The 13,492-nt window shown below is 67.6% G+C and carries 10 protein-coding genes and 1 pseudogene; 10 read left to right on the plus strand and 1 reads right to left on the minus strand.

The features are described 5' to 3' along the window. The first annotated feature begins 245 nt into the window (after nucleotides 1–245). Entirely contained in the window at nucleotides 246–1,388 is a 1,143-nt protein-coding gene (locus ACIQBL_RS16710; RefSeq protein ID WP_401941980.1) for an acetamidase/formamidase family protein, read from the plus strand. Nucleotides 1,389–1,453: 65 nt separating this feature from the next. On the opposite strand, the gene ACIQBL_RS16715 is transcribed toward ACIQBL_RS16710, so the two are convergent. After that, nucleotides 1,454–2,074 carry a GPP34 family phosphoprotein gene (locus ACIQBL_RS16715; protein ID WP_401941982.1) on the minus strand — a complete coding sequence of 207 codons (621 nt, stop codon included), beginning with the start codon at nucleotides 2,072–2,074 and terminating at the stop codon, nucleotides 1,454–1,456. A gap of 1,116 nt (nucleotides 2,075–3,190) precedes the next feature. Here ACIQBL_RS16715 and ACIQBL_RS16720 point away from each other — a divergent pair. The 9 genes and pseudogenes from ACIQBL_RS16720 to ACIQBL_RS16760 all read left to right on the plus strand — a co-directional run bounded on the left by ACIQBL_RS16720 (nucleotide 3,191) and on the right by ACIQBL_RS16760 (nucleotide 13,436). Then, nucleotides 3,191–4,264, plus strand: coding sequence for a TauD/TfdA family dioxygenase (locus tag ACIQBL_RS16720; protein WP_401941985.1), 1,074 nt, complete (start codon nucleotides 3,191–3,193; stop codon nucleotides 4,262–4,264). A 483-nt stretch (nucleotides 4,265–4,747) separates the two neighbouring features. Beyond that, nucleotides 4,748–4,933: pseudogene (locus ACIQBL_RS16725) on the plus strand (IS630 family transposase); the annotation flags it as partial. Between the two features lie 142 nt (nucleotides 4,934–5,075). Continuing rightward, a complete protein-coding gene (locus tag ACIQBL_RS16730; RefSeq protein ID WP_401942538.1) occupies nucleotides 5,076–5,252 on the plus strand; it encodes a hypothetical protein in 177 nt (58 codons plus the stop codon). An 84-nt stretch (nucleotides 5,253–5,336) separates the two neighbouring features. Then, the gene (locus ACIQBL_RS16735) at nucleotides 5,337–5,594 is read left to right on the plus strand and encodes a hypothetical protein (protein ID WP_401941987.1); all 258 of its coding nucleotides are present in this window, start codon (nucleotides 5,337–5,339) and stop codon (nucleotides 5,592–5,594) included. Between the two features lie 649 nt (nucleotides 5,595–6,243). Continuing rightward, nucleotides 6,244–8,559, plus strand: a complete 2,316-nt coding sequence (locus ACIQBL_RS16740) for an ATP-binding protein (RefSeq protein ID WP_401941989.1) — start codon at nucleotides 6,244–6,246, stop codon at nucleotides 8,557–8,559. 248 nt (nucleotides 8,560–8,807) lie between these two features. Then, on the plus strand, nucleotides 8,808–10,265 hold the full coding sequence (locus ACIQBL_RS16745; RefSeq protein WP_401941992.1) for an aldehyde dehydrogenase family protein: 1,458 nt from the start codon (nucleotides 8,808–8,810) through the stop codon (nucleotides 10,263–10,265). A 14-nt stretch (nucleotides 10,266–10,279) separates the two neighbouring features. Next, nucleotides 10,280–11,749 (plus strand): APC family permease, encoded by a 1,470-nt coding sequence (locus ACIQBL_RS16750; RefSeq protein ID WP_401941994.1) that lies wholly within the window; start codon nucleotides 10,280–10,282, stop codon nucleotides 11,747–11,749. Nucleotides 11,750–11,790: 41 nt separating this feature from the next. Further along, entirely contained in the window at nucleotides 11,791–12,153 is a 363-nt protein-coding gene (locus ACIQBL_RS16755; RefSeq protein ID WP_401941997.1) for a cupin domain-containing protein, read from the plus strand. Then, complete coding sequence (locus ACIQBL_RS16760; protein ID WP_401941999.1) at nucleotides 12,150–13,436, plus strand: flavin monoamine oxidase family protein; 1,287 nt, start codon at nucleotides 12,150–12,152, stop codon at nucleotides 13,434–13,436. Before ACIQBL_RS16755 ends, ACIQBL_RS16760 begins: the two co-directional genes overlap by 4 nt. The last annotated feature ends 56 nt before the right edge of the window (nucleotides 13,437–13,492 follow it).

The following is a 13,492-nucleotide window of genomic DNA, read 5'->3' on the forward strand; positions in this document are numbered from 1 at the left end:
GCATTGCCCAGGTGGCCCGCCTGAGCACAACGGAGTCGGTGGCGCACCACCGGCTGTGGAGCTGACGAATCCGCCGATGAGAACAACGTCGCCGACATCGGTCCAGCTCTCCCCCGAATCCACGTATGCGAGATGCCATGTTGCGATACGAGACAGCGTTACGGCGTGGACCCGCACCGGAAACACCGGGGCAACGGGAGGTTCCTAGCGTCGGGCCAGCCCTTCCACTCCATGAAAGGTGGGCCATGACCGCGATCGACTCGCCCCTCCTCGACGTAGCCGCCACCGGCTTCCCGATCCTCCAGCCCGGCCACGGAGCGATCGCGTCACCGACCTACGTCCCTGCCACGCCGGGGAACACCCTGTGGGGCCGCCTTCCGTGCGAGGCGGACACACCGTGCGCCGTCGTTCAGCCGGGCAGCGTCGTCACGGTCGACACGCTCAGCCACGAGGGGGTGCTGGAGGACCAGGGCCGCGACCCCGTCGGGTTCTTCGGCCGCTACGGTGTCGGCGGCGGCCATGTGCTCGACGACGCCCAGCAGATCGCGGACTCCGGGATGCCGCACGACTTCGACGATGACGGACCGCACCTCGTCACGGGACCGATCGCGGTGGCCGGCGCCCGGCCCGGCGACCTGCTCGCCGTGACCGTCCTCGGCCTCACCCCACGGGTTCCCTACGGCCTGGTCTCCGCCCGCCACGGCTTCGGCGCACTCCCCGGCGAGATGCCGTCGACGCCGGGTCCCGCGTTCACCTTCGCCACGGCGCACGCAGATCGCGACGGCGCGTGGGGCCGGATGGCGGTGGACCCGACGGACCCCTCGCGCGGCTCACTGCGCTTCCCCCTGCGGCCGTTCCTCGGCGTGATGGGCGTGGCGGTGCCCGGGGACGAACGCCCGCACTCGGTGCCGCCGGGCCGCCACGGCGGCAACATCGACGTCTCCCTGCTCGGCGAGGGCGCCACGCTGTACCTTCCCGTGCAGGTCGACGACGCGCTGGTCTACTTCGGGGACCCCCACTTCGCCCAGGGCGACGGCGAGGTCGCCCTCACCGCCTTCGAGGCGTCGTTGCGTGCCACCGTGAAGCTGGAGGTGGTGCCGGGCGGTGCGGCGCTGCGGCCCGGGCACGGCCGGGTCACCCCGTTCGCCGAGACGGACGAGTACCTGGTGCCCATCGGCCTGGACAAGGATCTGAACGAGGCGATGCGCGACTGCGTGCGCTGCGCCCTCGACCTGCTCGTGACCGACTACGGCATCGAACGCCACCTGGCGATGGCCTACCTCAGCGCGGCAGGCGACTTCGCGGTCTCCCAGGTCGTCGACGACGTGAAAGGCGTCCACGCGAGGATCCGCAAGTCCGACTTCCGCGAGATCCGCCGACCGCACTGACCGGCGGAACACCGCTTTCCCCGCCACGGAAAGGCTGTACGTAACGTACGAACCAGGCGGCGGGTTCAGGTCCAGGAGGAAAGCGCTCCGCGCCACACACAGTCGGCGACCGCGGTCAGGACCTGGGGACAGACCGGGCTCATGGACCGCAATATCGCCTCGTACTCGCTCCACTCCCGGTCGGCCGACGCGGCCCCGCACGCACTCGCCAGTGCGGCCAGCGCGATCGAGTGCCCGGAGGAATCGGCCGTACCACCGAGGGACCGGACCGCGGCATCCCGCCCCTCACCACGCAGGACGTCGTAGCGACGAGCCCGTCCAGCCGCGGAAGGCCACCGTCTCGGCGTGCGAACGAGGACACCCTCAGCGATCAGGTCAGCCGACAGCCGCTTGTGCGCGCCGACGCTCAGAGCCCTGACCCACTCCGATGCCGTGCGCAACGTGCGGGACGACCGGATCCGCACGAGCACCTCGCCGAGTGCCCGGTCACGGGGCTGCGCACCATGGACGGCGACAATGTATCCGTCAATGGTGTGGATGAAGCCGTCCAGAGCGAGCTCCATCAGCATCGCGCCGCTCAGGCCGAAGCCGAGTCCGGTGCGATAGCCAGGAACACGGCCATGTTCGTCCAGGTACACAGCCAGCATGAAGTCTCCACACAGGCTGGAGGTGGCATCGGTCTTCATCTCGTTCTCCCCAATACGGCACTCCGGCTTCAGCTTGTGGGGGGCTTCCTTACCGGGTGGCCGAGCCAGGTCCCGGGGAGTGTTCGCAGCACTATGGCGGGCCCAGAGCTCTGGCGTCAATGCAAGACATCGTCCCGGAATACGGAACAGGGTTGGCTGTCCGGCCAGACTCCCAGATCGATATTTCAGCGGCATGTCATGACGCCGAGCGGGGCATCGACAGCGCCTGCGGCCGTCCAGGCGCATCGCGGCACGGACCTGGAGGGGCCACAAAGTTCCGGGCAGGGACCCGATAGAGGTGTCCTAAAACTTCGTGCACCCCTCACCAGCTCGTCAACAGAGTCACGGCATCGCACGACAAGGGGCACGATCGGAGCTCACACCGACCCAGCAAAGCGTCAATCGCTGCGGCCGTCCTCACGTTGGAGCGGCAACGCCGAAAACCCTCGGCGAACGGACCGGCCAGCAGGACGAGCGCGACGCCGAGGCACATCTCGCCGAATCCGAAACGGCCCGTACGCTCCACTCACGCTCCCCGCGGCCGCAGTAGACGGGACGCGCCGGATTCATGCTCCTCCACCACCGCAACAACGGCGTCGGCCGTGACCAGCGGCGAGTCGCTCACACCGGCCGCCGGTGTCGCGTCGCGGTCCAGCGTTGCGCGGCCCTGTCCGCGCAGCCGCGGCGCATCCGCTGGCGCTGCGGCGGTTCAGGCTCCCTACTGCCCCGCGCAAGCTCCATGCGGCCACCCGTTCACCTTGTCATAGCGCATCACGAGACGACATCTCGCATATTGACCATCATCCCGACCTCTCCTATGGTGGAGGCACTTCTCGAAAGGGTGGGATCAGCATGAGGCCAGTCGCTCTGATCGGCGTCCTGCTCGTGTCATGCGCCGGCCGTCGGACCTACGACGAGCCGCTCAGCTACTTCCCACCCAGGGAAGGACTGCGCCCCGGCACGGCTGTAGGCGAGCCTCAGACTCCTTTCTGACCGCGGTAGGTCACCGCGCGACGAGCCCCCGCCACACCGAACGTTCGCCGTCCGTCAACGTTCGCCGTCCGTCGTGTCTTCGCCGACGGGACTTTCCATCACCTTTCAGAGGAGTGCATCATCGTGACCACCGCTGTCGGCCCTCAGCCGATCTCCGGACCGTCCGCCTGGCGCGGCGACGAGCTGTCGAAGTCCACCGAATGGATCTACGTACTCAGCGACGCCGAGCGCAAAGAGCTGGAAGCCCTGGGACGGCGCTTCGTCGCCGACGACCCGGACCTGAGCACGGTCACCGCCGCCGACTACCCGTTCGACGTCTGTCGCGCCCTCAACGACGAGTGCGCCCACCAGTTGGACGCCGGACGGGGATTCGTCCTGGTGCGTGGGCTGCGCACCGATGAGTACGGCGGTCCCATGGCCGGGGCGATCTTCTTCATCATGGGCCTGCATCTCGGCCGGCCGATCGGGCAGAACCAGCGGGGCGACCTGCTCGACCACGTGATCGCCACGTCGAACAAGACGATGTCCGACGAGGGCGCGCTGCCCTCGCGCATCCGGGACCGGCTCCCGTTCCACTCGGACAGCTCCGACGTCGTCGCCCTCCTGTGCCTGCGCGGCGCCAAGGAGGGCGGGGCCTCCAGCCTGGTCAGCGGCACCACGATCCACAATGAGATGCTGCGCCGCCGGCCGGATCTCGCTGCACGGCTCTTCGACACCTACCATTGGGACTGGCGGCGCCAGGACCCCGACTCTCCGGAACTGACGTACACCTCTCCGATCATCAGCAGCGTCGACGGCATCTTCAGTACCTACGCCGGCAGCTCGATGATCTTCAGTGCCCAGGAGTACCCCGGTGTCCCCAAGCTGACTTCCGACCAGGCTGCGGCGATCGAACTCTTCGATGAGATCTCCCAGGAGTCCGGTCTGCCGATCGACATGGATTTCCAGCCCGGCGATGTGCAGTGGCTGCTCAATTACGCTGCCCTCCACTCGCGCACCAGCTACATCGACTACCCGGAGCCGGAACGCCGCCGGCATCTGCTGCGTCTGTGGCTCAAGCGCGACGTCGGCCGCCCGCTGGCGCCCAAGTTCGGCAAGCATGTCGTCGTGATGGGTGAACCCACCACCCCTGTGGTGCCCGGAGGCCGGTTCCGCATCGCCGACGCCGTCACTGTCAACGACGACTGGGGGGTATGACGCCGTACCACCCCCGGTGACGGTCGTGCGTTCCCGCCGGCGTTCCCGCCGGCGTTCCCGCCGGCGAAGTCCACCGGCGGGCATCCGGGCTCTGCGCCGACAGGGCGGACGTCGGGTCGGCCGGATCCCAGAGCATCGTCGTCGACATCGGCGTGGTGGAACGCTCTCAACCCCCGTCGCCATAGCGACACCTGGCTGCGGCGGCTGTCTGTCGAAGCGACGAGGTACGCGAGCGCACCCGGGGCAGCGCGGCCGGTGTCCCGGTCTTGAGCTCTGGTCTCGCCTCGTGAGTCGCCTTCCGTCTCAGATTCGGGTGTTTGCCAGTGGCGAGCTGGCTAGGAACGGTGTCCTGAAGGCATCGGGGACACCAGGCTGGAGCCGCTAGAGCTGTCCGAGGACGAGCGGTCGATCTTGCGGAACCGGGCCCGGCCCAAGCAGGCCGCGATCGTGCTCGCCTGTGCGGACGGGCTGAGCAGTACCGCGGTGGCGGCCCAACTGGAGATCGACCGCAAGATGATGCCTCGTTGGCGGACCCGGTTCCTGGCCGAGCGGCTCGACGGCTTGTCCGACGAGCCGCGCCCCAAGGTGCCGTGCACCATCGCCGATGCGCAGGTAGAAGAGATGGTGATGCGGACATTGGACGCGGTGCCGGAGGGCGGCACGCTCTGGTCCCAGCGAGAGTTGCCACGCCAGGTGGGTATCGCGCCGACCGGTGTGCACCGGATCTGGCAGGCGTTCGGGCTGCAGCCGCACCATACCGAGACGTTCAGGATCTCCCCGGATCCGTCGGCCGCTGGACAAGATCCGGGATGTGGTCGGGCTCTGTCAGGCCCCGCCAGCGAACGCGGTGGTCTTCTCGGTCGACGAGAATTCGCAGATCCAAGCACTGGAACGGGCCGCGCCCGTGCTCCCGATGCTGCCCGGTGTCCCCGAGCGGCGCAGTTTCGGCCACATCCGGCACGGCACCACCGATCTCGCAAGGTACTGATCGGAACGCGAAATTGCGGACGCGCCGCCTCTTTCCGGAACCCACCTCCAGCCGCGCCTGGCGATGCCCGATGACGGCCGGGCCATGTCCATGCTCCCCACGACGACGCACCATGCGCCCCTGCCCGTTCTGCGGGCCGCGGTGTTCGCCACCGTCGGGACGGTACTGGGCGTGAGCGCCCACCATCTGATCGCCGAAGGGCCGGCCCCCTGGCGGCAGAGCGCCTGGGCCGTCGCCATGCTCTTCGCCATCGGGCTCGCCGGCGCGCGGCGTCCGCGCACGCTGGGCGCGGTGGCGGCGACAAGCGCCGCCGCCCGCCCGCACGATCACCCCCTTCATTGACTCCGGCCAACACGTTCGCCGGTTGTCGGAGTCTTCGCTCCCCGTTCCGGCCCCTCGGGGTCGGGCACGTCGCAGGTGGTCGGCGTGACGGGACCGTACATACCTCGCTGCCGGAGTCTCCGGCGTTGGATGCGCGCTTGGCGCTTGGCGGCTACGTCCCACAATCCGTCGGCTACTCCTACAACTCGACGAACATCGACTTGTCCGACTATCCGGACCTGGACGACGCGCTCTCGGATCTCCAGAGCGACTCAGACCAGGCGGCGAAAGTCCGCTGTCGATCAAGAACATGAGGCGCCCGGGCAGATGGCAAACGGAGAGTAGGCTGCCGCCCCAGCTGGTCGGCCAGTAGCATGCGGCAGCCCGCGTAAGCGATCCGGTCACGGAGTGTGTCCAGCGACGGCCTGGCGCCAACCGGTACCGGAGCAGCCGGCCTGATCCCTGAGCCGTACAGAATCCGGATGCAGGATGCTTTCGGACCGAAATGGCTGGATGCCATCATGAGGGGATCAGCACGGAACGACTTGTTGGATCACCACTCGGCTCCCCTGACGTCAGGGGACGCCATGACCGGCACGGATACACCAATCGGCACCTGCTGATACACCGAACGTGTTGAGCTGGGCGTGGCTGAGATGCGAGGACCGAATTGATCGACGCCACCGTCGGGTCGCGCCCTGTCCGCTATGCCACGACTTTTGTCGGCCGGGAGCGCGAGAGGGAAACGCTACGCCACGCGGTGCAGTCCAATCGTTTCGTCGGGCTCGTCGGACCAGGTGGTGCGGGCAAGACACGGCTGGTCACGGAGGTCGCCCAGGAGTGGGCGGGGCAATACGACAACGGCGTCTTCGTCGCCGATGTGTCCGAGGTGCGCGGGCCCGAGGAGCTGTGCTCTTGCGTCGCCGCCGCCGTGGGCATGCGGGAGAACGCGTCGCTGCCCCTGAAGCAGATCGCGGAAGGGCTCCGACAGCTCGAAGCCGTGATCGTGCTGGACGGCAGTGAGCTCTTGGGCGTCGACGGCGTCGCCATGATTCAGGAGCTGCTGCAAGCCGGCGACCGCGCCAGATTCGTGGCAACGAGCCGGCGCGCGATCCATGTCGACGGCGGCACGCTCATGACGCTCGCACCGCTACCGGTTCCCTCTGCAAGCGCATGGACGACGGCCGAGAGCGCCATGAGCTACACATCCGTACAGCTCTTCACCGAGAGGGCCCGACTCGTACGCCCGGACTTCGCCGTGACGGAGCACAACGCCGAAGCCGTGGCGTCGCTGTGCCGGCACCTCGACGGGCTGCCGCTGGCCATCGAGCTGGCGGCCTCGTGGGTGAGGGCCCTGTCGGTGGAGCAGATCATCGGCCGGATGCAGGCAAGCCCGGATTTTCCGCGTGCCGGTACCCGGAACGTCGCGCCACGCCATCGCGACCTGCGTTCCCTGACGGCCGGCACCTACGAACTCTGCTCGGAAGTGGAGCGTCGTCTGTGGTGCCGACTCACGGCATTCGAAGGAACCTTTGACTTGGCAGCCGTCGAGGCGGTGTGTGGCGCTCCTCCTCTCGACGGCGTGGACCTTCTGGACGCACTCGTGTCCCTGGTGGACCAGTCCGTGGTCATGGTCGACGACGTGGCCGGTCCGAGCCGCTACCGACTGCTGCGTGTCACGCGTGACTACGGGAACGAGAAGCTGGACGGCGCGGACAACCGTCAGCAGCTGGAAGACCGCCGCATGGAGCACTACGAACGTGTGCTGTCGCGGTTCACACAGGACCTGCCGGGCCCAGGACAGTTCCGTCTCATGGACCAGCTGCAGCTCGACTACTCCAACATCGTGGCGGCCATCGACCACGGTCTGGCGTCCTCGCAGGGTGCTGTTGCCGTAGGCATGGCCGCCGACCTGTGGAATTTCTGGTTCGCCAGCGGTCGCCTGGCCGAAGGCATCAGTGTTCTGCGCCGTGCGCTGGCCGCGTCTTCCGGGGAAGTGGACGCGGCCGATCGCGTACGTGCGCTGTATATCCAGGCATACCTGTGTGTGCTGCGGGACGAACTGCGCTCGGCGGAGAAGCTCCTGCACACCGCCGGGTCCGATGACCAGGGGGCGAGAGACGGGCTCAACAAGGGACTCAGCCTGCAGGTCGATGCCATGGTCGAGATGGCGTACGGCCGGCTGAACACTTCACGGGAACGGCTTGAGCAGGCGCTGGCGATCTACGAGCGGCTGGACAGCGCGCGGGCTCGTGTGCTGTTCATGGACGCGATCGGCGTAGCCGTTCTGCTGGCCGCACTGTCGGGGGACTCCGCCCAGGCTCTTGCGCTCGGACATCGTGGGCTCACCGCCTGCGACGAGTACGAAGACGTGATGTGGCGCGGCTACATCGAGTACGCGCAGGGCGTGAACGAATGGATGCGGAACAACCTGGGGGGCGCACGGCAATCGGCACTCTCGGTGCTGCGCTCATCTCACGATCAACTGTTGCTGACTCACTGCGTCGAACTGCTCGCATGGTGTGATTCTCGTGGCGGACGGCATCAAGCCGCGGCTCGGCTGTTCGGTGTCGCCGACAGGATGTGGAGCGTGCTCGGCGGCTATTTCTCCGGTTTCCGGCTGGTCGCGGAGCACCGGGAACGGTGTCTGGACGACAGTCGTGGCGCGCTCGGCGGGCCGGCGTTCAGCAAGGCCTACGTCGAAGGCGGGCGGCTCAGCCGAGATGAACTACTGGAGGTCGCGTCGGAGCAAGCTCCCGTCCGGCCTCGGACGGAGGCCACCGCACCGCTGACGGCGCGGGAGCTGGAGGTCGCCCACCTGCTGACGCAGGGGATGAGCAACCGCGACATCGCACGCACTCTGACCATCTCGCCCAGGACCGCCGAAAGCCACGTCGACCACATCCTGACCAAGCTCGGGCTGGTCAACCGCACCCAGGTGGCCACGTGGATGCTCTACGCCGACGGGGACGTCCGGTCCAGGTGAGCAGGGGACGTTTCCGGCTCCCCGACGCGCGTCACGCCCCTGCTTTCGCACTCCGATGATCTCCGCCCGAATCCTATGACCCGACATCATCCGGCTTCGGTGTGAAGTGTCCGTACCACGCCTCCGTAGTCCCGTAGGCACACCTCCGTAGTTCTACGGAAGCCATCCGCCGACCCCGGTGCCACGATCGCCCCACATCGGTCAAGCCGGACCTCTGTGAGTCCGGTCACCCTATTCGGAGGCGACAGATGGACACGGTGCAGTTGGCTCAGCAGTACATCGCAGGCCGTTGGCGAGACGGCTCCGGCGAGAAGAAGCTCGTCGATCTCAATCCCTACAGTGGTGACTCGATCTGCGACTTCGCGGTGGCGACGCGGGAGGACGTCGACCAGGCGTACCGGTCCGCGGCGACGGAGCAGCGGGGGTGGAGCAAGCAGAGTGCCTACGCCCAGCGGACAGTGTTCGAGAACGCCGCCCGCATCGTGCAGGAACGCGCGGACGAGATCGCCGAACTGATCGTCGCCGAAGTGGGGGGAACCCGGCTCAAGGCGGGATTCGAGATCGGACTCGTGATCGACTGTCTCAAAGAGGCGGCAACCCTCCCCCTGCGCATGGAGGGGCGCATCCTCGCCTCCCCGGTCGAGGACACGGAGAACTTCGTCTTCCGCAAGCCGGTCGGAGTCGTGGGCGTCATCAGCCCCTTCAACTTCCCGTTCTTCCTGTCGATGAAGTGTGTCGCACCGTCCCTGGCCACCGGCAACGGCGTGGTCGTCAAACCGCACGAGGAGACGCCGATCACCGGCGGCACTCTGATTGCCTCGATCTTCGAAGAGGCAGGGCTGCCGGCGGGTCTCCTCAACGTCACCGTCACCGAGATCCCGGTGATCGGTGACTACTTCCTGGAGCATCCGGTGCCCCGGATCCTGGCCTTCACCGGGTCGACGGCCGTCGGCCGCCACGTCGGTGAGGTGGCGGCGCGCCACTTCAAGAAGGCCATTCTCGAACTGGGCGGCAACAGCGCCTTCATCGTGTGTGAGGACGCCGATCTGGACTACGCCGTCGACGCGGCCGTGTTCAGCCGGTTCACCCACCAGGGCCAGATCTGTATGTCGGCCAACCGCATCCTGCTGCATTCCTCCATCGCCACGGAGTTCAAGCAGCGCTTCATCACGAAGGTGTCCGAGCTGAGGACCGGTGACCCCGCCGCTCCCGACACGATCGTCGGTCCGCTGATCAACGCACGGGCTGTCGCCTCGTTGGAGCAGAAGGTCGACGCCGCGGTCGACGGCGGAGCAACCGCGCTGCTGCGCGGTTCGGCCCAGGGCAACGTGTTCGCCCCGACCGTTCTGGAAGGCGTCGCGGCGTCCGCGGACATCGCACAGGACGAATTGTTCGGGCCTGTGGTGCTGCTGCTGGAATTCGACACGGACGACGAGGCGATCGCCATCGCCAACAACAGCGACTTCGGGCTCAGTGGAGCCGTCCACACCCGGGACATCGCCCGCGGGATGCGCATCGCCCGCCGTGTGGACACCGGCATGATCCACATCAACGACGCCACCATCGCCGACGAGCCGATCGTGCCGTTCGGCGGGGAGAAGCAGTCCGGGATCGGCAGGCTCAACGGTCCGGCGAGCATCGACGAACTCACGACCCTTCAGTGGGTCTCGGTCAATCACGGCCGCCGGATCTACCCCTACCAGTGAGCAGGAACGTCCCCGTGAGCAGCAACGACACAATATCTGGGTCCACTGACCAGCACACCGCTCTGCGGACCGGCTCGCTCGGCGTCACCGCGATCGTCTTCTTCGTGGTCGCCACCGTCGGTCCCATGTCCGCCCTCATCGGCGGGATACCTCTGGCCTTCGCTCTCGGCCCCGGGACAGGCGTTCCCGGCCTGTTTCTGTTCGTCGCGGCGCTGCTGATCCTCTTCTCGGTCGGCTACACCGCGATGAGCCGGCATGTCGTCGCCGCCGGCGGGTTCTACGTCTACATCGGATCGGCCTTCGGCCGCCGGGCGCAGCAGGCGGCGGGACTGGTGGCGCTCTTCAGCTACCACACAATGATCCTCGCCCTGTGGGCGCTGCTCTCGCTCACCACCTCCGCCTTCATCCACGAGGCCACCGACGTGAACGTCTCCTGGATCGTGGTGATGCTCGCCGGACTCGCCCTGGTCGGCATCCTCGGCCGTCGGGACGTCAACCTCAGCGCAGGGGTACTCGGCATCCTGATGCTGGCCGAGGTCGCAGTGATCGCCGTCATGGATGTAGCCGTCATCTTCCAGACCCCGGCGAGCAACTACACCGCTGCTCCGTTCGAGCTGAGCCACATCTTCCACGGAGACGTCGGCGCCGGATTCATGTTCTGCGTCGTGGTCTTCATCGGCTTCGAAGCAACCGCCATCTACAGCGAGGAGGCCCGGGACCCGCGGCGCACCATCCCGCGCGCCGCGTACGTGGCCGTCGGTGTCATCGCCGTGTTCCACATCGTCTCCTCCTGGGTGATGGTGTTGGCCTACGGCACAGATCACGTCCAGAACGCGGCGCTCGGCGACATGACGAACTTCGTCTACACCGTCGCCGACAACAGCCTCGGCGGCGCCTTCGTCGTCGTCATGAAGGTCCTGTTCGTCACCAGCACCTTCGCGGCCTGCCTGGGCATCCACAACGCCGTCTCCCGGTACCAGTTCTCCCTGGCACGGGAGGGCCTGCTGCCGCAGAAGCTGGCGCAGACCCACCCGAAGTGGAAGTCACCGCACCACTCCAGCCTGGCGCAAACCGTGATCGCCATCGTCGTCATCCTCGCCTGCTACTTCGCGGGGGTCGCCCCGACAACGGTCTTCGCACTGCTGCTGGCCGTGGGCACCTTCGGACTGATCACGCTGATGGGGGTGCTGTGTTTCGCGGTCATGTACTTCTTCGGTCGTGACCACCGCGGAGAGAACTGGTGGGTACGGCTGGCCGCCCCGCTGATCGCCGGCGCGGGCTTCGCCACGGTGATCGTGTTCCTGCTGAAGAACTGGGACATCCAGACCGGCTCCAGCACCTGGTTCGCCACCTGTCTGCCGTGGACCGTCCCGGCCCTGGCTGTCATCGGCTTCCTGCTGCCCGACCGGGTCACACGCCAGGGCCGGCACCTGTCCGGTCCCGTCAGCGGCCTGACCGAAGACTCAAAGGCCCAGGCGCAGTGACGGCCAGGCCGAGTGAGGAGCACGACCGAAAGGATCTCCCGTTGGAAGCCCAGCACACCGTCGTGGATGCCGCCCGACTCGCGCGCGGATACGTCCCGTTCCTGGTCGACGGACACGAGACGGGGGAGCTCTCCGAAGTCCGCGGCCGTGAGGACGTCCGTACGGGTGTCTTCCGTGTCTCCGAGGGAGTGTATCCGGACCGCACCGCGGTGCCGTACCTCTTCGAGGCCGACGAGTACATCTGGATCGTCGAGGGCGAGGTCCACATCAAGTCCAGCGAAGAGGAAGAGGAACTGGTGCTGCGAGCCGGCGACTCCGCCTTCTTCAGGCGCGGCAGCGAGTCCACCTGGACGTTCCACGCGCCCTTCCGCAAGTTCTCGGTGGAGATTGGAGTAGTCAGGTGAGTGCTCGCTACGACGTCGCGGTGATCGGCGGTGGATTCGCCGGTCTGGCAGCCGCGCGGGAAGCCTCCCAGTTGGGACGGTCCGTGGTCCTCATCGAGGCACTGGACAGGCTGGGTGGACGAACCTGGACCGACGACCGCCTCGGCACCCGGATCGAGATGGGCGGCACCGACATCCACTGGCTGCAGCCCCATGTCTGGTCGGAGGTGTCACGCTACGGTCTGACGATCGAGGAGTTCGCCCCACCGGAGCAGCTGCTCTTCCTCGACGACGGCACCGTCGCGGAGGGCTCGGAGGAAGAGGTCTTCGGCCTCCTGGACAAGGGCATGCAGGCCCTGGCCGAGGCCGCCCGCGAGGCCTACCCCCGCCCGCAGGACCCGCTCTTCTCCCCCGCCGCCCTGGACTTCGACAAGCTGAGCCTCGGCGACTTCCTCGACCGGGTGGAGATGAGCCAGCAGGAACGGGCCATGGTGTCCTCGTTCTGGTCGGCCGCCTGCCAGGCTCCGCTCAGCGAAGCGGGCCTGACCATCGCGCTGCGCTGGCTGGCCCTGGCCGGCTGGGACTGGCAGGTCATGCTGGACGTCATCTCCCGCTACAAGATCACGGGCGGTACGGGGCTCTTGGTCGACGGCATCGTCTCCGACATCAGAGCCGACTTCAGGATGTCGACGACCGCCAGGCAGGTGACCGAGACGTCTTCGGGCGTGGAGGTCGAACTGTCCGACGGGTCCACGGTCGTGGCGGGTGCGGTGGTGTGCGCCGTGCCGGTGAACGTCCTGTCGCGGATCACGTTCTCGCCCGAGCGTCCGCAGGTCACCGCCGTCGCCGAGGCCGGACAGATTTCCGGAGGCCTGAAGGTCCTCTGCCGCGTCAAGGGCGACAGGACCCCGTACATGGCGTTCGCGCCGGAGGGGCACCCCTTCGTGCTGCTGCAGTACGACCGGCCGGTCGGCGAGGACCACATCGCTGTCGCCTTCGGCCCCGACGCCACCGCGGTGAACGGTCATTCCCCCGCCGAGGTGCAGCGGGTGCTGCGGGCCTGGCTGCCCGACCTGGAGGTCGTAGAGGTCGCGTCGCACAGCTGGACCACCGACCCGATGTTCCGCGGCACCTGGGCCGTGCCCGCCCCGGGACAGCTGCAGCAGCAGCTCGACCTCGTCAGGGACCGGGCGGGCCGGGTGCTGTTCGCCGGCGCCGACCTGGCCAGCGGCAGCTACGCCCTGATCGACGGCGCGATCCACACCGGCATCAGGGCCGGCCGCGACGCGGCCAACCTGGCGTGACACGCGAACCCTGACCGGCAAGACCGTATCGCCGGCCTGCCACGACCGGACGTGTG

Source organism: Streptomyces sp. NPDC088350 (assembly GCF_044753545.1).
In the GTDB taxonomy this organism is placed as follows: domain Bacteria; phylum Actinomycetota; class Actinomycetes; order Streptomycetales; family Streptomycetaceae; genus Streptomyces.

Excerpts from the sequence above, each read along its gene's own strand:
- ACIQBL_RS16710 (WP_401941980.1), top strand. The coding sequence starts at position 246 with ATGACCGCGATCGACTCGCCCCTCCTCGACGTAGCCGCCACCGGCTTC.
- ACIQBL_RS16715 (WP_401941982.1), bottom strand. The coding sequence starts at position 2,074 with ATGAAGACCGATGCCACCTCCAGCCTGTGTGGAGACTTCATGCTGGCT.
- ACIQBL_RS16745 (WP_401941992.1), top strand. The coding sequence starts at position 8,808 with ATGGACACGGTGCAGTTGGCTCAGCAGTACATCGCAGGCCGTTGGCGA.
- ACIQBL_RS16735 (WP_401941987.1), top strand. The coding sequence starts at position 5,337 with ATGTCCATGCTCCCCACGACGACGCACCATGCGCCCCTGCCCGTTCTG.